18 protein-coding genes are annotated in these 22,011 nt (G+C 37.3%); 8 read left to right on the forward strand and 10 right to left on the reverse strand.

Annotated elements, in window-relative coordinates; genetic code table 11:
• Position 1: 1 nt before the first annotated feature.
• The 3 genes from F6K06_RS19915 (at position 2) to F6K06_RS19925 (ending at position 3,655) form a co-directional block, all read left to right on the forward strand.
• Positions 2–1,567 carry a chlorophyll a/b binding light-harvesting protein gene (locus F6K06_RS19915; protein WP_287242886.1) on the forward strand — a complete coding sequence of 522 codons (1,566 nt, stop codon included), beginning with the start codon at positions 2–4 and terminating at the stop codon, positions 1,565–1,567.
• A 924-nt stretch (positions 1,568–2,491) separates the two neighbouring features.
• Entirely contained in the window at positions 2,492–3,205 is a 714-nt protein-coding gene (locus F6K06_RS19920; protein WP_287242884.1) for a phycobilisome rod-core linker polypeptide, read from the forward strand.
• Positions 3,206–3,460: 255 nt separating this feature from the next.
• The gene (locus F6K06_RS19925; protein WP_124144420.1) at positions 3,461–3,655 is read left to right on the forward strand and encodes a hypothetical protein; all 195 of its coding nucleotides are present in this window, start codon (positions 3,461–3,463) and stop codon (positions 3,653–3,655) included.
• A gap of 91 nt (positions 3,656–3,746) precedes the next feature.
• Here the strand turns inward: F6K06_RS19925 and F6K06_RS19930 are convergent, their stop codons facing one another.
• The 3 genes from F6K06_RS19930 to F6K06_RS19940 form a co-directional block, all read right to left on the reverse strand.
• The gene (locus tag F6K06_RS19930; RefSeq protein ID WP_287242881.1) at positions 3,747–4,667 is read right to left on the reverse strand and encodes an iron uptake porin; all 921 of its coding nucleotides are present in this window, start codon (positions 4,665–4,667) and stop codon (positions 3,747–3,749) included.
• An 88-nt stretch (positions 4,668–4,755) separates the two neighbouring features.
• A complete protein-coding gene (locus tag F6K06_RS19935) occupies positions 4,756–5,106 on the reverse strand; it encodes a hypothetical protein (protein WP_124144422.1) in 351 nt (116 codons plus the stop codon).
• 145 nt (positions 5,107–5,251) lie between these two features.
• On the reverse strand, positions 5,252–5,464 hold the full coding sequence (locus F6K06_RS19940) for an IS1 family transposase (RefSeq protein WP_124144423.1): 213 nt from the start codon (positions 5,462–5,464) through the stop codon (positions 5,252–5,254).
• Positions 5,465–5,793: 329 nt separating this feature from the next.
• On the opposite strand from F6K06_RS19940, the gene F6K06_RS19945 reads away from it, so the two are divergent.
• Complete coding sequence (locus F6K06_RS19945) at positions 5,794–7,104, forward strand: GTP-binding protein (RefSeq protein WP_124154414.1); 1,311 nt, start codon at positions 5,794–5,796, stop codon at positions 7,102–7,104.
• Between the two features lie 746 nt (positions 7,105–7,850).
• Here F6K06_RS19945 and F6K06_RS19950 read toward each other — a convergent pair.
• A complete protein-coding gene (locus F6K06_RS19950) occupies positions 7,851–9,338 on the reverse strand; it encodes a TldD/PmbA family protein (RefSeq protein WP_287242878.1) in 1,488 nt (495 codons plus the stop codon).
• A 128-nt stretch (positions 9,339–9,466) separates the two neighbouring features.
• Between F6K06_RS19950 and F6K06_RS19955 the strand changes: the two genes are divergently transcribed.
• Positions 9,467–10,933 (forward strand): AMIN domain-containing protein, encoded by a 1,467-nt coding sequence (locus tag F6K06_RS19955; protein ID WP_287242876.1) that lies wholly within the window; start codon positions 9,467–9,469, stop codon positions 10,931–10,933.
• A 305-nt stretch (positions 10,934–11,238) separates the two neighbouring features.
• On the opposite strand, the gene F6K06_RS19960 is transcribed toward F6K06_RS19955, so the two are convergent.
• Entirely contained in the window at positions 11,239–11,739 is a 501-nt protein-coding gene (locus tag F6K06_RS19960) for a DUF3172 domain-containing protein (protein WP_287242875.1), read from the reverse strand.
• Between the two features lie 512 nt (positions 11,740–12,251).
• Here F6K06_RS19960 and clpS point away from each other — a divergent pair.
• Positions 12,252–12,539 (forward strand): ATP-dependent Clp protease adapter ClpS, encoded by a 288-nt coding sequence (clpS, locus tag F6K06_RS19965; protein WP_124144428.1) that lies wholly within the window; start codon positions 12,252–12,254, stop codon positions 12,537–12,539.
• A gap of 70 nt (positions 12,540–12,609) precedes the next feature.
• Entirely contained in the window at positions 12,610–13,638 is a 1,029-nt protein-coding gene (locus tag F6K06_RS19970) for a CPBP family intramembrane glutamic endopeptidase (protein ID WP_287242873.1), read from the forward strand.
• 229 nt (positions 13,639–13,867) lie between these two features.
• On the opposite strand, the gene F6K06_RS19975 is transcribed toward F6K06_RS19970, so the two are convergent.
• The 5 genes from F6K06_RS19975 to F6K06_RS19995 all read right to left on the reverse strand — a co-directional run bounded on the left by F6K06_RS19975 (position 13,868) and on the right by F6K06_RS19995 (position 20,925).
• On the reverse strand, positions 13,868–15,247 hold the full coding sequence (locus F6K06_RS19975) for a cytochrome P450 (protein ID WP_287242871.1): 1,380 nt from the start codon (positions 15,245–15,247) through the stop codon (positions 13,868–13,870).
• A gap of 529 nt (positions 15,248–15,776) precedes the next feature.
• Positions 15,777–16,721, reverse strand: coding sequence for a putative 2-dehydropantoate 2-reductase (locus F6K06_RS19980; RefSeq protein ID WP_287242869.1), 945 nt, complete (start codon positions 16,719–16,721; stop codon positions 15,777–15,779).
• A 787-nt stretch (positions 16,722–17,508) separates the two neighbouring features.
• Positions 17,509–17,949, reverse strand: coding sequence for a thioesterase family protein (locus F6K06_RS19985; protein WP_124154418.1), 441 nt, complete (start codon positions 17,947–17,949; stop codon positions 17,509–17,511).
• A gap of 1,107 nt (positions 17,950–19,056) precedes the next feature.
• Entirely contained in the window at positions 19,057–19,503 is a 447-nt protein-coding gene (locus F6K06_RS19990) for a tellurite resistance TerB family protein (RefSeq protein ID WP_124154419.1), read from the reverse strand.
• Positions 19,504–19,617: 114 nt separating this feature from the next.
• The gene (locus F6K06_RS19995) at positions 19,618–20,925 is read right to left on the reverse strand and encodes an ATP-binding protein (protein WP_287242866.1); all 1,308 of its coding nucleotides are present in this window, start codon (positions 20,923–20,925) and stop codon (positions 19,618–19,620) included.
• 469 nt (positions 20,926–21,394) lie between these two features.
• Here F6K06_RS19995 and F6K06_RS20000 point away from each other — a divergent pair, with 469 nt between their 5' ends.
• On the forward strand, positions 21,395–21,727 hold the full coding sequence (locus F6K06_RS20000) for a TMEM14 family protein (protein ID WP_124144439.1): 333 nt from the start codon (positions 21,395–21,397) through the stop codon (positions 21,725–21,727).
• Positions 21,728–22,011 lie beyond the last annotated feature (284 nt).

A 22,011-nucleotide genomic window follows, 5' to 3' on the forward strand; every position in this document is an offset into this window, starting at 1 on the left:
TATGACTGTAACTAAATCAAATCCATTGAGGTTTTTAGGCTTTTCAACAGATAATAATGTTGATGTTGCGAACTATGTTAGTGATTCCCAAGAACCTTATTCTTGGTGGGCAGGTAATTTTCGCTTTGTTAACTTGTCTGGAAAATTATTGGGAGCGCACATTGCTCATGCAGGGTTGATCGTACTCTGGACTGGAGCAATGACTCTGTTTGAGCTATCAAAATTCGATCCTAGTCTACCCATGTACGACCAAGGACTGATTTTGCTGCCCCACATGGCGACTCTGGGTATAGGGGTTGGCGCAAATGGTGAAATTATTGATACTTATCCCTACTTTGCTATTGGTGTTATCCATCTCGTTAGTTCAGCAATTCTAGGCGCTGGTGGCATTTTCCATGCCGTGCTTGGACCTGACAAACTTGATGAAAAGGGATTTGGCTATCAGTGGAATGATGGCAAGAAAATGACTACTATCCTTGGTATTCATCTACTGCTACTGGGGATGGGAGCATTTTTGCTAGTAGCCAAAGCTATGTATTTTGATGGTTTGTATGACCCGGCGATCGCCAATGTGCGACTGATTACTGAACCCACTCTCAACCCACAGACTATCTTCGGTTACCTCGTCGGTATCACCCCTGATGGCTGGACGTTGAAGGGTATGGCTGCTGTCAACTCTTTAGAAGATGTAATAGGCGGTCACATTTGGATTGGTAGTATCTGTATTCTGGGTGGTCTCTGGCATATTAATACTGCTCCTACAAAATGGGCTAAGGGTCTTTTTGTCTGGTCTGGAGAAGCATATCTTGCTTATAGTCAGGCTGCTCTAGCTTACATGGGCTTTTTCGCTGCCTACTTTGTCTGGGTGAATGATACAGTCTATCCTTCAGTATTTTATGGTCCTGTAGGTATGACTAATGTTGATGGTACAATTACTCCTCGTACCTGGTTGATGTTGTTCCAACTCATCTTTGCCTGTCTGCTACTGGCAGGTCACTTTTGGCATGGTCTCAGAGCTAGAGCGATCGCCAGTGGATTTGTCTTCAGTAATATGAAGTTCAATCCCGGTGCCCTCTATGGAGACACTCAGTTTAATAACGAATCTCTAGTGACTGGTATTGTACAGCCTTTCCAGAACAATCCTCAATTGGGTAATTTGGCAACCCCAATTAATTCCAGTCAGCTTACCATCACTTGGGTTAAGAACTTGCCAATTTACCGCAATGGTTTATCTCCTATTGCACGGGGTCTAGAAATTGGCATGGCTCATGGCTACCTATTATTAGGGCCTTTTCTCAAGCTCGGACCATTGCGTAACACCGACCAAGCTCTTCTGGCTGGAGGTGGTAGTGCATCTGGCTTAGTAGTGATTTTAAGTATCTGTCTGTTTGTTTATGGGGCGGTAGTGTTTCAAGGTTCTAGAGAACCAAGAGGCGTTTTACCGGAGAACCTACAAACTTATCAGGAATGGAGTTTGTTTACCTCTGGTTTTCTCATTGGAGGACTAGGCGGTGTAGTTTTTGCCTGCTTTATCCTTATAGAAATCGGGCGAGCGGGAATTTTGTAACTTTGTTTGCTTGAGCAGGGGAAGAAGGGCAGAAGTTAATATTCCTAATTTTTATCAGGAAAGGCAGAAGGCAGGAGGCAGTAGGCAGAAGGGAATTCTGACTCGCCTGTTACCTTTAGGGGAACAAGGGTATAAAAACCCCATCCAATTGTTCCTTCTGCCCTCTGCTCTCAGCATAGCTGCCTTAGTTCATCGGATATTTACTATGTTTCCTGCTCTATAAAACTGACACAAAGCTTCACATAACGTGACAAATTGATGTTTACTTCCTGCTTCTTGTGAGGCCGTCGGCGGTTACTCATCCACAGGCATTGACGGTCAAGCCAACCGCATCTGTTGAGTCTATACCTACATTTAAGTCTTTGTCAATCAACATCAGAAAAAATCCTCAAACCCTGACTGCGCCCTTCCTAGTAGGGAGCGGGATTTCTTCTGAGGTCTATGTCTATATAGATAGACCAAAGAAATGTTTAAGTCGCGATTAGTGCAGAAGATACAAAGCGTCACCATCGTTACTACTTGCCTGTGAGAACTAGCGTATTATTTCGCGCTCCGTATCGCAAATTGTTAACTAAGTCGAAACTCTCCTGCTTCAGCTAATAGCTCAAATATGTTTTGACAACTCTATTACCTAGAAGTTGTTTGTAAATAATTATTTTGTAAATAATTATAAAGTTTTTTTACTCCTCACCAATTATAAATCTCCGATAATTAATCTTAAACCCTTGTACCACCTGGGCAAAAACTTCGCTTCTGGAGATATATATTGAGTATTTCAGAGTACAAAGTTTGGAATAAATAACTAAATTAAAGGTGTTCCTTTCCTTTACAAAAATTTACAAACATTCTCTTAGGAATTTTTAGGTAATTCACTCTATGGTATAGTCTAGTCTTATAATTTTTAGTTTTTACAGGATTTTATCAATGACAATTCCTTTAATGTACTACCCACTTTCTAGTCAAAACCATCGGGTTCAAAGATTTGATGTCCCTGGAGATGAATATCCTATACAATACAGTTTAGAGAACCTGCCTACTGCTACAGAGATGGATGAGATTATCTGGGCAGCCTATCGGCAAATTTTCAATGAGCAGCAAATGATCGCAGCACATCGACAGGTTGCTCTGGAGTCTCAACTGCGCAATGGTCAGATCACAATGAAAGATTTCATTCAAGGTTTGTTGCTTTCTGAGTCATTCCGGCGACTGATCTATGATAGCAACAGTAACTATCGTTGTGTTGAGCTTTGTATTCAAAGGGTTTTAGGACGCCCTGTCTATAACAATCAAGAGAAACTTGCCTGGTCTATTGTATTGGCAACAAAGGGACTTCATGGTTTTGTCAATGACCTGTTAAACAGCGAAGAATATGACAAGTATTTTGGCTATAACTTTGTTCCCTATCAACGTTGCCGAATTTTACCTCAACGCACTCAGGGAGAGTTACCTTTTGCTCGAATGGCTCGTTACGACAGCTATTACCTAGAGCAGTTATATCAAACAGGGCAACTACGGAAATTTTATCCAGGTATGTTAGATAGTAGCGCTCGTGCTTATCGCAAAGCTCTATCATTTGTGGGAATACTCTCTGTAGCAGTGTTATTAGTTACTCTGATTCTAGTACTTTCGCCCAAATAATATCAATAATCGGGACTTACGCAAAATATGAAATCATACACCATCTGTAGTGAAAAATTGTACTTAACCTCTACTATATGTGGTATTTATGCGTAAGTCCTGTAATAAATGTAACATTATGACAAACATCACAAAAACTTACATATCTACTTCACTCGATCAACACCAAAAAATCACGGTTGGTTGTACCATTAATCACTACCAAATCAGGAAAAAGAGTGGATGATTAAAATATAGAATTTAAGATTAATCTTAATGCTTCAAATTAACTTACTTCCCGGTGCAATCAACGAAATTATGGCTTCTGCTGCCAAAAGTGGCTTTCTCACAAAATTAGACTGCTATGGCCTCATGGCTGCTGTATTAGACGATTCTCTAAGCACAGAAGATCGTTCTACTGTTAAGCGACTTTCATATTTTGTACTCAGAGGATGGGTACGAGTAGAGTAGACATAGAGTTGGCGATCGATACTTTGTTTAAATGTTATGCCTCAACAAATTCATCAGGAAATGCTTACCTTCTTCCTTCTTCCTTCTTTTCCTAAAACAAAAAAATCATCCGAATAATTCCCACAGTAATAGTTTCATTATCCTCGTCATGTTCGGGATTAATAACTACTAAAACTCCCGGATTAATTGAAATATTGTCATTAATTTGATAACGATAAAAACCCTCCAAATGCCAAGCTGTATCATCATCATCTGGACCATTATCAGTATCAGTTACTTTAGGTGGATTTCCAATTACAAAACCAAGCAAACTTCCCTGTTTACCTAAGTCAGTAAATCCTAAAGTAACTGCCCAATTAAAAATAGTTGCTTCATCTCCTTCCTTAACAAGACCAACAGATTTTTCAGCATCAGCAAAACTCCATCCAGTCCAACCGGAAACTGTGAAATTATTCAAAGCACGCCAACTTCCTTGAATACCTAAATGATCTGCGGAAGTGGGAACTAAATTACCAAAGGGTGCATTTGCTCTTCTACTACCTGTTGCTGCTGAGACAAATAACTTCCTTTTTGGATAGTAAGAACGTACATAAGTAACGCCAAAACGGAGGCGATCGCTTGGTCGAATATCTAGTTGTGCTAAACCTGCATTACTACCATTAAAAAATCCATTACTTTCTCTTGGGTTTTCCGGGTCTCTTGCTAAATATCCTAATGATAAAGTTACGGATTTATTAATATTATAAACAACTGTTACTCCAGCACCTCGTGCCCCTTGGGCATAGATAGGATTGAAGCGTCCAAACCTAGAAATTGCCCCTGATATTCTATTTGCAAAAAGTCTGTTGAAGTTATCAGAAACATTCATATTAAATCTACCACCAATGGCATCAACATGAACTCTAAATTTTTTGCCAACGGGAAAACGATAGAATAATTTACCAATATCAACAGTATTATTAGTATTTCTTTGAAACGCTAAACGAGTCATATTTGTTCCAGTTATTGGCACTCCATAGGCAACTATCCTCTACAATCAATTTGGCTCACTTCCTGAAGTTACACCTTTTCTAGATGGGATTAAACCAGTTGTTCTATCCTTAATTTTTAGGTGGTACTCCTTGCAAAGCAGTAATCAGAGGTCTGACCGCTCGACTAATCAAAGGTTTTATACCAGCTATTATTCCGAGGAAACTGCCACTTAATGTTGCTATTGTGAAGCCACTAATTGCATTTAAACTAGTAGTTAAAATAGCTAAAGTTAATTTATTTGCCGTTGCCAAATTTTTCAGAGCGACTAGAGTTTCTAGAGGAGAAGGTAGAATGATTGAACTATAGTGCATTGCTAGTAGTTGCCATATAGTTATAAATCCTAAAAAGCCGATTAATTCAGGTAAAATAACTTGAATTAGTTTGAATATATTTTTATCAAATTTATCAGATTGAATCATCAACTTGACTATGTTATTTTAAACTTGAACAGGACTTACGCAAAGACACTATATATAGCGTTTACCAATTTAGGCGATTGCTGACGCAAAGCTCCGCTAACGCTTAAAAAATCAAGTGCGATCGCCTCAAGATTTTGGGCATTTTTCAAACAAGAGTAAAAACACTTAATATAGTGTCCTTGCGTAAGTCCTGATTAAAATACATTTTAAGACATAGTTGTTTAACTTCAGGGTGATATGCTTTGGGTTTAGGAGATTCAACAAATTGATGTCCACAGTCGTGACAACGATAAGATTGTTTTTGCCGACGAAAACCATTTTTCTTATAACGAGAAGATTGGCATTTGGGACAGTACATTTTTTCTTGAGTTTGACAACAATTTTATTCTATAGCATTCTATATTCACTAACGCCTGAAAGTTTACATTAGGCATCTCCAATAATCAAAAATAAAATCAATTATCATACATAAATCATCAATTATTTCCCCCTACTCCCTACTCCCTACTCCCTACTCCCTCTTTTCCGGAGATGTCTATTTTTGAGAGTTGAATAGAGTGTAAGATGGTTAATCAGTTGTTGAATATAACTAAGATTATTATGGCTCAGTCTCTAAACGATCACCTTCACCTTTCTATCATTGCATGTGGTCACGCTGGTTCCGGTAAGTCCACCACCCTATGACACTTGATCTACAAATGCGGCTCGATTACCAAGCGTCAGATATCTACGTTTGAGAAAGAGTCTCTTGAAATGGGAAAGGGGTCTTCCAAGTATGCCTGGGTCATGGATAGAACTCCGGAGGAACGCGAGCGAGGTATGACCCTAGAGGTGAACTACTGGAGAATAAAAACGGAGAAATATTTCTGCCATCTCATTGATGTTCCCCATGCCATTGATCAAGTGATTAGTGCGGCCTCCCAAGCTGATGCTGCGATACTCATGGTTGATGCCAAAAAAGGAAGCTTTGAAGCTGGCTATGCTATGGACGGACAAACTCGCCAACACGCTTTCATACTCTATTGCCTTGGTGTCAAGCAGCTTATTGTTGCTGTCAATCAGATGGATGCTGTTAACTATGACCAAGAGCGCTACAACGAGATTGTTCTAGAAATGAGTGAACTTCTCAAAAAAATTGGCTACAATCCGAAAGCAATTAGGTTTATTCCTATCTCTGGATGGACAGGTGAGAACTTCTTGGAACCAGCAAGTAATATGAGTTGGTATCAAGGTACTCATATTGAGATGATGAACAGGTACGGGAATTTGGTACGAGCTTCTTTTAAAACCCTCTTCGAGGCTATTAATACCTTTCTTCTACCTTCAGATGACTCTGGACCCATGCGTACCTGTGTCTCTAGAGTATTTCAACCCGGGGACGACCATAACCTACAGATTGGTAATGGTCGATTTTCATTTATGGGACATGTTGAACGTGGAATCCTTAAGCCGGGAGATGAAGTTGTCTTTTACCCCACTCACACCAACTCCAACCCTTGCACAGCTAGAATTACCAATCTAGAGATTAGCCATGAGGAGACCACCTCCGCTAAGAAGGGTAACATTGTCAATTTTATTCTCGATGGTATTTCCCATGCTAACTCGCCCCATGTTGGTGATGTCATGGTTCATAAATCCGACTCCTCTATTGGCAGGATTCGGAGCTTCCAAGCTCAGGTTATTGTGCAATCTCATTGTGGTTCGATTGAAGTTGGCTACCAGACCACAGTCCTTATCAATAGTGCCCAGGTTGTAGTCCGCCTCACTGCTATCGAGCGTCAACTAGATAGAAGGGGTCGCACCATCGCTGAGAACCCCGCTAAGATTGAGGAAGGAGATGGTGCCATTGTTACATTTGAAGTCCAAGAACCTTTAACGGCAGAGCCATTCAAGGATTGTTCAGGACTGGGTCGGTTGATTCTGATGGACGGTAATAAGAATTCTGAGGGCGTTGCCAATTTAATAGTTGGTGTCATCCGAGAGGTTGAACGTGTTTGACCTACCCATTGACATCCTCTCCCGCTAAATCGAAGATTATAGCGGGAGATTCCCAAACATCGCTATTTGGGTTCCGGGTTTAAGTAGCAATTGTGCAAGAAACCCCGTTAAGGTATTTGCGATCGCGCTCTCCAATTAAACCTCTCTGAGAAAAAACCCTGAGACCCTTGATTTATCGTTATAAATTTCTGCACCAAATAAACTACAGTTTATTAACAGGACTTACGCAAGGACACTATATATGGTGCTTAGCGTTCAGACTATCTCTATATTGGCACTGCTTACTAGGTTCCTCTGAGCGATCGCCTGAACTCCAAAACATAACTAATAGATATCTCCGAAAAAGAATCTGAAATCCCTGTGTATAGGTAAAAATATAATTTCTAGAGATGTTTAATGGAATATTCACTAACATAGGCGATCGCACTTGATTTTTTAAGCGACCGCCTAAATTGGTAAACTCTATATATAGTGTCTTTGCGTAAGTCCTGTTGAATATAATCTTGACAGGATTTATCGCAGAAGGAACACAGAGTAATATAATTCCCTTGATCATCATACAATGCGTAGGGGCGAATGGCCATTTGTGCTCCGCAAAGCTCCGAATGGCGCCCCTACAATATAGACTCTTAATCTTAAACAATGCTGAATAACACTGATGCGACCAGATTTGAGATCAAACCCTTGTAGGAATGTTCCATGGAACGCCCCTACATTCTTTTTCGGAAGGAAAGCAAGTTGAAAACCTACGAAGCACTTCCAATTACAATATCGCGCACCCGCACAGGTACACAACTATGAGTCATTTGAGCTATCTGCATCGGTTCCCCTTTCCCACAAATATTAGTACCACACTGCTCCCTTTCTGCAACAGTTCCCACCGCATCAACACTATTCCAAAAATCTGTTGTCATCGAATGATAAGTCACATCTTTCAACATTCCCACAACTTTGCCTTTTTTCACCTGCCAAAAAGCATCTCCACCAAATTGAAAATTCCGTCGCTGTTGGTCAATAGAAAAACTACCAACACCATCAATTAAAATCCCATCTTCAGTATCAGCAATCATTTCATCTAAACTAGCAGTATGACTACCACCATCAGCACCCGCTTCTAACCCCAAATTCGGAATGCGTACCATCGGTACACTCGACCAACTGTCAGCAAAAGCACAACCATTACTACTACCACGTCCAAGTCGGTAAGCTGTTTCTCGGTCTGTGAGATAATCAACTAATATCCCATCCTTAACAACATACCATTCTTGTGACTTCACACCCTCATCATCATATCCCATTGTACTACGACCACCTGGTTGAGTGCGATCGCATTTAAAATTAACCCAGGGAGCAGCATATTGAAGTTTACCCATTTTATCGGTAGTGGCAAAACTTGTACCAGCAAAATTAGATTCATAACCATAAACCCTATCTAATTCGGTGGGGTGTCCAACAGATTCGTGGATGGTTAAAAATAGATTCGTTGGTTTTAAAATTAGGGTGGAGCGAACATCCGCAGGTCCTTTGGGAGCATAAACTTTTGCAATTGCTTCCTCAGCAACCCGTTCTACTTGACTCAATAGATCCGTGGGGTTAATATGCTCATAACCAATATTCAAAGGAGGTCGTTCGTAACTGCGACTTTGAGCATCACCATTAGCAATAGCTGTACAAGTAAACCCAGGATAACTACGGTAAATTGTTTGCTCAATTAAGGAATCATTTGTAGAAGCAAATATTTTCTCTTCTTTAGTAAACCGGAGAAAAGAAGCAGCTTTTTTCACTCCTCGCTCCTCATAACTCAATAATTTCTCATTCAAATTTAAAAGTAATTCTGCCTTTTCGCCAATGGGTACTGCAAAAGGATCAATTTCAATGGGAGTAACATAACTATCACGGTAGGTTTCCACAGGTACTAACTTTACAGGTGTTTGTTGACAGAGACGACTACCCTTAGCAATATCTACTGCCAGAGCAACAACTCTAGCTACCTCTTCTAGACTTTGGCGATGACTGGCAGCAAAACCCCATGCACCATTGAGCAAAACTCTCACCCCAAAACCAGAATTGACCTTATCTTCTAATCTGTTGAGAGAGCGATCGCGAGCTGTTAAATTTTGAGAACGATAAATACATAAGCGAATATCTCCATATTCACATCCGGACTGACGAATTAAGTCTATTGCGAAGGTAGCTAATTCTGTAGTTTTAATCTTTGCTGGTGCTTGTACCATTCTATGTTAATCTGAATTTTATCTAATTTATTTTATATAATGCACCATTTTTGTCCAAAATTTTAGTTTGTAGGTTGTAGGTTAATCAAAAATGATTGTAGATTTGAGAGAATCGTGAGGAGTTTGCTATGCCTAATCAATATTTATCTCCAAAAAATCTGTTAAAATCAAAATTTTTATTAAAATTTATTGGATTAGTAGGAACACTGGTAATTAATTGGAGTTTTACTCGGCCAGTTTTTGCAGCCTTCTTAACAAACTGGTTTTTTGACCCAGACAATAATCAACTCCAGTTTACTCTCCCATCAGGTACAGCTCCTAGTTTTTCTTTAGAAAATAAACCAGCTCGTCTAATTGTATACATTCCCAATACAGAGGTTAGTGTAGATGTGACTGAGTTATATCCGGCAGGTTTGGTGCGCCGAGTTAGTCTTTCTCAAGAGCAACCAGAACAAGCAAAAGTTATTATAGATTTTGCTCCAGAAGTGGTTATCTCTAGCAAACAAGTACAATTAGAACAGGTTGAACCACAGGAAAATAGTTGGCAGTTACGTTTACTTATGGCTGAAGGTGCATTCTCAGAGCCACCAGAGATAATTTCAGATCCACAGGCAACTGAGCCAGAAACTACAGAAGTAGAAAATTCTCAAACTACTGCTTCACAGGCAACTGAGCCAGAAACTACAGAAGTAGAAAATTCTCAAACTACCGAAGAAGAAGAGGATAATCAAACTTCTACTCAACCAAAGCAAGATAGTGTAGGTTTGTTAGACACTGCTCCGGAACAAGAATCTCCTTTACCAAACCCAGGGCCTTCTGCGGAGCCTTCTGTACCATTTTTGGTCATTCCCACTGACAGGCCAGGTAGGTTTAGGTCTCCAATAGTAGATGCTTTGAGTAATGAAAAGCCGGAAACGGAAAGTTCTCAGGTTGAAGAAACACCAACACTTGAGACTAGAGAGGAAGAAGAGACAGTTATTTCACTTCCTCCAGAGTCCATAGAAGAATCAAAAAATACTACAGAGTCAGTAAGTGTGGTTACTTTTGGAGAACCTTTGCCTGGATCGTCGGGGCCAAAACAATCTGAAGATGATGCTTCTATATTAATAGAGGAAGGAGAAGTTATCGGTTTAATTTATCCTTCTCAAGATGTTAGATTACCACGAGATATTGAGATACAGGAAGTTTTGCTGCTCAAAGAGGCGATAGTTGACGAATCTGGTAGAGTTATAGTTCCAGCTAGAACACCTGTAGTTGGTGGTTTTGATACTACCACTCGCGGAAGTAAATTTATCGCCAGGGCTATATATGTAGATGAGCGCTTAATTCCTTTTTCTGCTGAATCAGAATTACTCCGAGGCCATCCTAATGTAAATGAAAAAGTTTTGGCTGCCAGTAGCGCTGGTGGGGGGTTAGGATTATTACTGTTAACGGGTTCAGGTTTTGGTTTTCTGGCAGGAGCAGCTCTTGGTGCTGGTAGTGTTGTTCTTACTTCTCCTCGTTCTGTTACTCTAGAAGGCGATATTGTTATAGAAGTTCGTGTAGTTAAGGATTTACCTCGTTCTAGGTTTTACGAGGATATTGGCAGTTTTTAGGAGATGGGGGGATGGGGTGATGGGGTAATGGGGTGATGGGGTGATGGGGTGATGGGGTGATGGGGTGATGGGGTGATGGGGGGATGGGGGGATGGGGTGATGGGGTGAAAAAGACACCTAGAAACAAACATCTATTGCACAGTTTTAGGTATGCCACTCCACTACTGGATTGACTTCTCCCCCACTCCCCTACTCCCCTACTCCCCTACTCCCCCACTCCCCATGAGGAAACGGAGACACGGGGACACTCCCTCTCCGCGTCTCCGTGTCTCCCCCTCTCCGTGTCCTCAAGAACCCCTACTCCCTTAAAAGTCAGGAGCATTTCCTGGCCCTAATTGATCGGGTAAGAAGAGGTTTTGAGCACTATCGTTTTGATAGATACAATTAATCTCTGGATCGTCATTAATATCTCCGGTATAACCAAAGGTATTCATTCTATTTTTACAATCCCGTACTTGCTCATTATTGACTAAGTTTCTTTTCTCTAGAATTGACCAGTTATTTCTGCGGATGACACACCCTGGTTTCATATTTGGTTGAGATACATATACGTTAAAAGGATTTAGAGTCAAGAAAACTCTCATATTCATTACCATAGCACTAGCTCCAAACTGTACACAAAGTTCTGGGTTTGGTACGCTGCGATCGATAAATTCACGAGAGGCCACATTTTGGGGAGTAAAGTTAGCGGTAGAGCTAAAGGCAATGCCAATGCCAATACCTAAAACAAATACTCCTCCTAAAATTGCTATAGTGGCATAGTTGAATCTAGATGGTTGGGTGGTAGTTTGAGGTCTACGTTTCATATAAATAAAAGTTAAGTTATGGAGCTTAGGCTATAAACTAATAGTGGACGAGCTAAATTTAGATTTTTACTTTCCTAGTTTGACAAGCAAGTATGTATAATTTTACCAGGTAGGTTATTTGTCCTTAAGTAAGCATAAATAACCATCAGTAAATTACCTAATTTGGAAATTTTTTGATTAATACTATCATAATTCTCAAATTAGAACGATTAAGTCAAAATTTAAAGGTCAAAAGTCAGATAACCCCCTAGTTGAGTAATGTTAAGTTTTATGTTATAATATTTCCAATATATGCTCATAATTTTTGAGTGTAGGCCAAAATATATATCAAATAATATTTAGCTATATGTTTGTTTTCGGGTAAGTTCTAATGAGTTAGCATTCCTGAAAGGTAAAATATTTGGCAAATATTATTGAACAGAGTTAAGTATTTCTACTTTATGTCTAGCCTAAGCATTGGTCTAGACTAATGTGTCTATGTCGTATTAGAATTTTTTAATCAGGATAGAGTAGTGTCTGTCGAGACTATAGAAAAGCGTTCCACTTCCACAGTCCGTAAACCTGCACCACGTTATCGTGTTTTACTCCATAACGATGATTTTAATAGTATGGAGTATGTAGTGCAAGCATTGATGAAGACAGTGCCGAGTCTAACTCAACCCCAAGCTGTCGATATTATGATGGAAGCTCACAGTAATGGTATTGCATTGGTGATTACCTGCGCTTTAGAACACGCTGAGTTTTATTGCGAAAATTTAAAAAATCAGGGACTAACTAGCACTATAGAACCTGATGAGTGATTTAATTGTAATATAGAAGCCGAGTTTCTACCTTGAGAAGCTCGGTTTCTCATTTGTATAGGTGTTGGTAGTGCCTAATTTATCATTTGGCAAAATTGCAAAGTTTTCGGTTTCTATCAGAATAGGAATTTTTATTTTAACATTATTTCTGGGTTGGATACCACTAGCAGCACCAATATATTTTTTTGGGCGAGATGCAAATTTAGCGAGTATATTGGCGATCGCTCTATTATATATAGAGTTTATTATTTTAGTCCAGTTTTGGGGAAAGAAAGTTTATCAACAACCACACCTACTACGTCACTACGGTTTAGAAATAAGTAGGGTCAACTTTCAGAATTTTTTTCAAGGTTTAGGAATAGGTTTAGTTAGTCTGTTTGGTTTTTTTATTTTAGAAACGTTTCTGGGATGGGTAATATGGCAGTCACCTTCAGCAAAGTTACCTCAATTTATTCTGGAAGGTTTATTGGTATCTGTGGGTATTGGTTTTGCTGAGGAGTTACTATTTCGAGGGTGGTTATTGGATGAGTTGGAGCGAGACTACAAACCAAAAGTAGCTTTGTGGGTAAGTAGTATTGTGTATGCCTTACTACACTTTATTAAACCAGTTGAGGAAATTTTGCGGATTTGGTTTCAGTTTCCTGGTTTGGTGTTGTTAGGTTTAATCTTTGTTTGGGCAAAACGTGGATCAGTTGAAGAAGGAAGAAGGAAGAAGGAAGAAGGAAGAAGGCATCCCCCCTTGCCCCCCTTTGAAAGGAAGAAGGAAGAAGGCATCCCCCCTTGCCCCCCTTTGAAAGGAAGAAGGAAGAAGTGGATGGTGACTCAAAACCCAACTAATTATCAACACCGTGTAGATAGCGGGGTATTAAACCCAAAAGAAAAAGATAAATTGACTTATTATCAACAACAATTATTGGGTTTGCCTATTGGTATTCATGCTGGTTTTGTTTGGGGTTATTACATTATTAATGTGGGTGGTTTAGTTAAGTATTCTAGTGTAGTTGGAGAGTGGATAGTTGGGATAAATGGTAATCCTTTAGCAGGTGTAATGGGGTGGTTTTTTTTAGGAGCGATCGCTTTGTTTATTCAGCGAAAGTGAATTGGTATAACCTAGAGGTAGTTATAGTCATTTAACTTTAGATTGAGACAAAGCTTTCTTGCTATGAGGGAGTTTCAGACGAAAAAACGTCTCATTTTTAAGTTAAACTACTATATATCATGTCTGGATAATAGCGTTCTGATTCAATATCAAATTGCTAATAGCTATAATGCTTATAGAACAAGTTTTTTGGGGAATTTATAATTTATAAAGCGACAAGTCTAATATTTTATACAGTTGCAACAGAGGTAGGTTTTGTTTGTGACAGTATGCGTTTAGCTTTCATCAGCATTTTTACTCCTCCCTTGGGTCCTAAAGTTACTCCTCGACGTTGGGGTTTTACAGGTTGATTTTCTGCTAATTCCATCTCGAAATTAGATAATAGAGTTGCCAATACCAAGCGCATCTCAAAATCTGCTAGTGCCATTCCCAAACAGCGACGACTGCCACCTCCAAATGGCAAATATTCATAGGGAGAAAACTTCTTCTCCAAAAATCGCTCTGGCTTAAACTTTTTCGGTTCTGGGTACAAATCTTCTCGTTGGTGAGTCAAATAAATAGAACCACGAATTGTTGTATCTGCTTCCAAGTGATAACCCTGCAACTCAACAGGTTGTTTTGTCCGACGAGGAAATGTCATAACTACTACTGGATATATTCGTAAGGTTTCCTGACAAACTGCTGTGAGATAGGGTAAACGGAATATTGTCATGGGTTCAGCATCTATTTCCAGAGTTGTCAACTCTTCGATCAACTTTTGATACACTTGTGGTTGTTTATGAACCCAATAAACTGCCCAAGCTAGAGCTGTTGCAGTGGTTTCGTGACCAGCCAATAACAATGTCATCAACTCATCCCGAATTTCTTGGTCTGTCATACCTTGACCTTCTTCATCTTGTGCTAATAGCATTAAGGTCAAGATATCAGTACGATTTGGATCTAGTTGAGAGCGGCGAGTGGCAATTTCTGTATATAGGAGTTCATTAAGTTTTTGTTGTTGACGCTGATACTTACCCCAAGGACTCCAAGGGCCTAAATCCTTTTGCAACCAGGGAAAAAATAATAAACTAGCTCGGAGTGGAGAAGCTGTGAGTTCAAGAAAATCTGTCAACATTGACCTAATTTGTGATAAGCGGGGGCTATCATATAGACCAAAAACAGTTTGGAGTATCACCTGCATCGTAATTTCTTGCATCAGTTTACGGGCAATAAATGTTTTACTCACTGTTAAGTTGCTGGCTACTTCTTTGGTGATGTTACAGATTAAATCACCATAGTTCCGCATTCTGTTGCCATGAAAGGGAGGCATTAATAATTTGCGTTCTCGACGGTGGCGATCACCTTCTAAGCAAGAAATTGAGTATTCCCCAAACACTGATTGTAAAAGTTTATTAGCAGGAACTTCATACTCATTATTATCCTTTGTCAATACCTCCTGCAAAGCTTGCGGACTGCTGAGGATCACAGCTTTCTCAGCAGGAGCAGGAGTTATCATGGTAAAAATATCTCCATACTTCTTGGCATAAAATTCAAGAGTATTGAGTGGAGCGAGAACCAATTGCAGTCTCTGAAAGAGGGGTGGTGTTTTTGAGCCTTTGATTAATTTCATATTAGATTTGTGAATTTTTAGACTGTTTAATGTTAGAAGTTAACAAGAGCATTTTATCGGTTTTTTTGTCTCAGATTTAATACCCTAGTGTTATACAAATTTTTATGTTGGCGACAACCGTTTGCGTAGCATTCCGTAGGAAAACAATTAATTATTAATTATTACCTCTCTTTGGCCAAGTTCTTTACATTGGACAAGTTTTTTCGCACTTTCAGGAGTTTTATCCCCTCAATCCATTTTTTTAATCTTTTTTTACCAAATAATTAAGGTTTAAAGCCTCTCCTTTGAAGGAGAAACAAGCGGTCCTCTTCGGAGCTTCCCGTAGGGTGGGATGGCGCAATTCGGAGCAGCTCTGATAAGAGCGGGTATCCTCACCATATCCATGATACCAAGAGAAGAAAAAATTTTCATGATTAGTCAATCCTCTTCTTTTCAAGGAGAGGTAATTGTTAATTATTAATTATTAATTGTTGAAAGATACCCTCTAGTAATTAGTATTAGAAGGTAGAGAGTTGAAGCATCATACAATTCAAATATCTTGTCTATTTCTGGCATCTAAAAATTTTAATTGTTGATACAACATTCCAATTTTATCTAGCTGAATACCTGCTGCACCTGCCATTCGTAAGGGGTTGCCAATAATACTTTCTATTTCTAAAGGTTGTCGTCGCTCATAATCAATTTTCATGCTAGTTAAATAAGGGTTTAATTTGTCAGTATGGTCTAACATATTTTGAATATAACTATCTGGAACTTGGCACTTACAACTTTTTGCACCCTCCAATACTTCCTGCATTATTTCTGTGATTAAGTTTCTAGTATGAGTGTCTCCCATCATTTCATCAGTTCGAGCATCTAGAATTACTGACAAGCTGTTATAAGGAATATTCCAAACTAATTTTTTCCATCTTTCTTGAAATAAATCTTCAGTCAAATTAACTTGTATTCCAGCACTTTCAAAATCCTGGGAAATTTCACGCATTTTATTAGTAATACTAGCAGGTTGATAATTTGTGGCATATTTTCCGATTCTAATCAAACCATAATCTACATGGCGAATATGACCGTGACCTATTTTATTAGAAGCAATATTAGATACTCCTCCAATCACTCTTTCTTCACCAAAAATTTTGGCTATTTCAGGTTCTGCACCCAATCCATTTTGTAAGAGTAAGACAACGTTATTTTCTTGGCACAAAGGTGGGAGTAATTCTGGTAATAAATAGTTTTGCGTTGTTTTTAATGCTACGAGAATTACATCACATTTTGGCATTTTATTAGTATTGTTATAGGCGTTAATTTGAGGGAGGGTAAAGTCGCCATTTTTGGATTCTATGATTAAGCCATTTTTGAGAACGTGCTGATAATCACTACGCAGTAAAAAATGAACTTCTAATCCTGCTTTTTGTAGTTTTGCACCGTAAAAACCTCCTAGTGCGCCACTGCCAATAATCGCGTAAGTATTTTTTGACATTTTATTGAACTTAAATTCGACTCTGTTTCTATTTTATTGTAAGCATTTCCTACGGAATGCTGCGCAAACAGCTATTAGCTGTCAGCTCTCAACAACAAGACTCTCTCATATAGGACAGTGTTTAAATTAATATAGACTTTAAGGGCAAGGGAGCTAACTTTTGCAGTAAGACAATTAATAAAGCTTTTATCGTAAACTAAAAGCAATAGCTAATAGTTATGACTGACCGTTGAATGCTTCAATAAAAGTTTTATTTAAACCCTGTTATTAAGAGCGAAGTATTAAATTTTTGTACTTCATATACTTGCATTTTGCTGTATTAAACTCAGCTCTATAATTATTTTGTCTGTTCAAATTTTTCAACTTTAATTTTGTTACATGAATATTCTTTCCATTATCCACTTTGAAATTTGTCCTAAAGCAAATCTTCCTGCCAATGCTAGGAAAATATAATACAGTAGATTCCAATTTAATGAGGTACACCAGTTGTGGGCAAGATGCCCGCACTACAAACATTTAATTGTTAATCTCTGTACTTCTTATGGGAGGAATTTGCTGTAATTTATATTTATCACTCCAGCTTCAGTTTCTAGAATGTTCTGAACAAAGAAAGATAGAAAAAAATAGCAGGCAAAAACAGTACTAAAACTTTAGTTTTAGTGTTTATAAAAGTTATAGCAGTCGAAGGAAAGGTTAGGACAGATAAAAAATTTAAAACTCAGACAAAGCAATATTTTTCTTTATTCCCTCTTCCTTCTACTATGCACCAATTCCTGAAAATAATGCTCTACTTATATTCATTGTTAATTTTTGAATAACTAGGAAAACTCAATAACCATTTCCTCATTTCATCAGATAATTTTTGCCTACTTCTACTTTGAGGATGAATACAAACGTGCTTCGTAATAGCTCTCGCCACCCACTTATCTCCTGCCTCTTTTAAAAAGACTTGATAGAAAATTTCAAACTCATCATCTCCCCAATTTTTAGGCATTAATTCAATAGTTAACTCATCTCCACAAAACATCGGGCGACGAAAATCAACATTAGCATGAATAATCGGAATAGCCATTTCTTGATTACTAAAAAAGACTTTCAGATTAATACCAAATTCTCCTAAAGATGCCTCATAAGCTTCATGGCACATTGCTAAAACATTAGCAAAATAAACCACTCCAGCAGCATCGGTATCTTGAAAATGAACTATTCTTGTATAGTAAAAAGACATTTATAAAGATAGGTTTAATAGTTAAGTTGAAGAAAGTTTTAGGTGGAAGCTTTTAGGTTCAATTGAAGATTTAATTCCAAGCAATTTATAGATACTGTGAAAACGGTCATATTTTCTATACCTATAACCTACAACCTGCCATCTACCACTTAAGGAAGGATAAGGACAATAAATCATATATTCAGGAATTAGGGATTTTTGAGTTCTAAACGCTACATATCTGTAACGTTATAGTTTTTGTTTCCTATATATAGTGTCTTTACCTAAATTCTGATAATCTGACACCTACCACTAAAGCAAAGGTAGGGATAATAAATCATATATTTAAGAATTAGGGATTTTTAATTTCTAAACACTACATATCTATAACGTTATAGTTTTTGTTCTCTATATATAGTTTCTTTACCTAAATAGAGTAGGAACAATTAATCATAATATTCAGGAATTAGGGATTTTTGAGTTCTAAACACTACATATCTGTAACGTTATAGTTTTTGTTTCCTATATATAGTGTCTTTACCTAAATATCGATCGCCTAACACCTACCACTAAAGCAAAGGTAGGGATAATAAATCATATATTTAAGAATTAGGGATTTTTAAGTTCTAAACGCTACATATCTGTAACGTTATAGTTTTTGCTCTCTATATATAGTGTACTTGCCTAAATTTTGATAATCTAACACCTACCACTAAAGCAAAGGTAGGGATAATAAATCATATATTTAAGAATTAGGGATTTTTAAGTTCTAAACGCTACATATCTGTAACGTTATAGTTTTTGCTCTCTATATATAGTGTACTTGCCTAAATTTTGATAATCTAACACCTACCACTAAAGCAAAGGTAGGGATAATAAATCATATATTTAAGAATTAAGGATTTTTGAGTTCTAAACACTACAGATATGTAACGTTATAGTTTTTGCTCACTATATATAGTAGTTGAAGCAAAGGGTGCGGACATATCAAAAGCTTAAAACTCAGACAACGCAAGATTTTTCAGTCCTTAGCTCCTTCCTTCTTTCTTTTCTGAACAATGAACAATACTAAATTTGATTGTAGTAATTGTTCATTGAACATTCATCAGGACTAATTTTGTAATTAAATTAACCCTTATTTTTAATCATCATTACATCAATAATATTAGTAGCTACTGCTTCAGAAATTTCCAAAGCATTATATAACTCATTCAAAAGTTGTTCCTCCTCTTCAGCAAGGTCTCCATCTACTAAAACCAAGTCTGTACTAACAGCAAAAACTGTTTCCCTTAACTCCTTTGGAAGTTTAGCAACTGCAGCATCAAACAAAGGCTTAATTTCTTGATTTTTAATCATATCGAGAAGACGGTCTTGCATTTCTGTTTTACGTTCTTTTGGATAATCACTAAACAGTTGCATACGAGAGAAAATATTATTAATACCTTGAGATTCACTCTTAGTAATAACACCATCAGCAGCAACAGCAATTAAAGCGATCGCTGCAAAAGCTTCTGCCGGTTCTAATTGAATATCAGTAGCTTGTATTGTTGTTGTTCCTTGATCGAAAAGACCCATTTTAGTACCTCATTAATGATTTTTTTACCATCTCTATTTTGGAAAAATATTAGGTGTTATTAAATAAGTTTTAGATTGAATCTACAACCTAAAATTTACCACCTACTACCTTCTTCAATACTTCTCAAAAACTGTTAAATTAGCTTTGAGAAAATCAATAAATTGTCGTGCCGTTCGCCCAGAGCGACCATTATATTTCGTAGCCCATTGTAAAGCTTGATAGTCTAAATCTTCAGGATTTAGATTAATTTTTGCCTGTTTTGCCAGATGTCTAACAATTGTTAAATAAGTATCCTGGTTAGCAGGTTCAAAAGTTAAAGTTAAGCCAAAGCGATCGCTAAAAGAAAGCTTTTCTTGAACTGTATCCCAATTATGAACCTCATCACTATCTTTTGGGCGAGGGCGATCGTTAAAAAATTCTCTAATTAAATGCCTTCTATTTGATGTAGCATAGACTACCACATTTGTTGGTCTAGCAGTTAAATTACCCTCTAAAACAACTTTAAGAGCTTTAAAAGTATCATCATCTTCTTCAAAGGAAAGGTCATCGACAAAGATAATAAATTTTTGTGGAATATCGCGTAATTTTTCTACAATTAATGGTAAATCTTTTAGGTTTGATTTAGCCACTTCGACTAAACGAAGATTGCGTTGACTATACTCATTTAATAAGGCTTTTATTAAAGAGGATTTGCCAGAACCGCGACTACCATAAAGTAATATATTAAGGGCTGAATATCCTGCTAGGAGAAATTCTGTATTTTTGATTAAGGCATCTTTTTGAAATTCATATCCGACCAATTCTTTTAATTCAACTGGGTCAGGGTAAGTAATAGTAAGTAGTTGACCGTTACGCCATTCAAAGGCAATTGATTCAGCAAATAAACCAGTGCCATTATGATGATAATGAGTGGCTAAGGTCTCAATGGCATCTGCCCAATTTTCTAATTTTTTTAACTCGTCGTAGATAGCTTCTTTTTGTTGTGATTGTATTTCCCACGCAATAGGGGGATTCTCTAATTTAGCTATTGTTTTTACCCACTGACTAATTGTTTTACCACTGCACTGATAAAGATTTTGTAAAATTTGTAAATCATGTTTTGCAGCTGCAATTAAATTTGGAGATAGGCTGGTAATATTTATTTTTTGAACTTGTTGACTAAAGGGATTATCATCTTGAATAATCTGAGCAATTAGATATTCTTGCCAGGAAATATTTTGACTAGCAATATTTATAAACCAGTTACCATAAGCTTGAAGGCATTCTATAGCAACTCCATCATTTTTAGACAAAGATTCTAATAATTGGATAAAAGCTTCACCCACTGTTTTTTTTAGAACAGACTTATATAACAATAGAGATGCTATTTGCTGTTGTAAGTTTTGAATTTTGGCTAACACTTGGGAACCTAAACAAGACATAATTAATGATATGATTGCCTTATTAAATAAAGGATCAGCACTTAGCACTCAGCAATTAGTAGGAGCATTTTTTTTAGGTTTATAAGGGGATTTCAACTCCTACTAAACTATCTGAAACAATATTTGTTAGAGATTTTAACCCAAACTCAAAAAACTTTATAATAGCTGATAGCTTACCACTGGATACTTACCTATTTCTTTGGCGTAATGTAAATCTATGTAATTCTATAATAAATTTTACTCTTTGTAGTTATAAACCACTATTTTTTTACATTTACTTAAGATGCAATTTAAGATCGAGAAATATTTCAAAAAATGTTATTGAATAGTTGAAAATTTCATTTTTAATCATAGTTTAATAATTATTGAATCTTGATTAAGCAATATTAAGTTTTGATAAATTGGCTAGCTATTGCCACAAATAAGCTGTATAAGTTAGTTTTAGTTTTAGGAGTTAATAATAATGACTATAAATATCGCCATAATAGCAGCGATCGCCTATGGTATATTAGCCATTGTTGGGGGCATTATTGGATATACGAAAGTAGGCAGCAAAATATCTTTAATATCTGGTAGTATCAGTGGTTTACTACTAATTGTTAGTGGAATTATTCAACTAATGGGCATGAATTGGGGTCTAATATTTTCTACCCTCATTACAACTATTCTAGTAATTACATTCATTATTCGTTTAGCAAAAACTCGTAAAATGATGCCTGCGGGATTAATGATTTTAACTGGAGTTGCTGCTGTAGCAGTTATGGTTTATGAAATTACCATAAACAATTCAGCCACAATTTAAAAAGAAACGTAAGTATTTAGCCGTCAGCTTTCAGCTCCATTAGAACTAATGACTATAGCCTTTAAAGCAGAAGTTACCATTGACAGATTTTATCTAATTAAAAATATGAATTAAAAGTTTCCCTAGTAACTTCTAAAGTCTTAAAAAATGCTTACTTCATTTATTAATCAAGATGAGAGCTGACCACTAATCACTGTTTGTGGAGCATTCAGGCACGGAAATCCTTATACCAATTTCATAAACTTGAGCTACTTAGGTTTGGAGTAGTCAGTAGTCAGTAGTCA

Source organism: Okeania sp. SIO1H4 (assembly GCF_010672695.1).
Taxonomy (GTDB): Bacteria; Cyanobacteriota; Cyanobacteriia; order Cyanobacteriales; family Microcoleaceae; genus Okeania; species Okeania hirsuta.

What these genes read in the sequence shown, in the direction of transcription:
- F6K06_RS19915 (WP_287242886.1), top strand. Translation starts at nt 2, where the DNA reads ATGACTGTAACTAAATCAAATCCATTGAGGTTTTTAGGCTTTTCAACA.
- F6K06_RS19920 (WP_287242884.1), top strand. Translation starts at nt 2,492, where the DNA reads ATGACAATTCCTTTAATGTACTACCCACTTTCTAGTCAAAACCATCGG.
- F6K06_RS19925 (WP_124144420.1), top strand. Translation starts at nt 3,461, where the DNA reads ATGCTTCAAATTAACTTACTTCCCGGTGCAATCAACGAAATTATGGCT.
- F6K06_RS19935 (WP_124144422.1), bottom strand. Translation starts at nt 5,106, where the DNA reads ATGATTCAATCTGATAAATTTGATAAAAATATATTCAAACTAATTCAA.
- F6K06_RS19940 (WP_124144423.1), bottom strand. Translation starts at nt 5,464, where the DNA reads ATGTACTGTCCCAAATGCCAATCTTCTCGTTATAAGAAAAATGGTTTT.
- F6K06_RS19950 (WP_287242878.1), bottom strand. Translation starts at nt 9,338, where the DNA reads ATGGTACAAGCACCAGCAAAGATTAAAACTACAGAATTAGCTACCTTC.
- F6K06_RS19955 (WP_287242876.1), top strand. Translation starts at nt 9,467, where the DNA reads ATGCCTAATCAATATTTATCTCCAAAAAATCTGTTAAAATCAAAATTT.
- F6K06_RS19960 (WP_287242875.1), bottom strand. Translation starts at nt 11,739, where the DNA reads ATGAAACGTAGACCTCAAACTACCACCCAACCATCTAGATTCAACTAT.
- F6K06_RS19975 (WP_287242871.1), bottom strand. Translation starts at nt 15,247, where the DNA reads ATGAAATTAATCAAAGGCTCAAAAACACCACCCCTCTTTCAGAGACTG.
- F6K06_RS19980 (WP_287242869.1), bottom strand. Translation starts at nt 16,721, where the DNA reads ATGTCAAAAAATACTTACGCGATTATTGGCAGTGGCGCACTAGGAGGT.
- F6K06_RS19985 (WP_124154418.1), bottom strand. Translation starts at nt 17,949, where the DNA reads ATGTCTTTTTACTATACAAGAATAGTTCATTTTCAAGATACCGATGCT.
- F6K06_RS19990 (WP_124154419.1), bottom strand. Translation starts at nt 19,503, where the DNA reads ATGGGTCTTTTCGATCAAGGAACAACAACAATACAAGCTACTGATATT.
- F6K06_RS19995 (WP_287242866.1), bottom strand. Translation starts at nt 20,925, where the DNA reads ATGTCTTGTTTAGGTTCCCAAGTGTTAGCCAAAATTCAAAACTTACAA.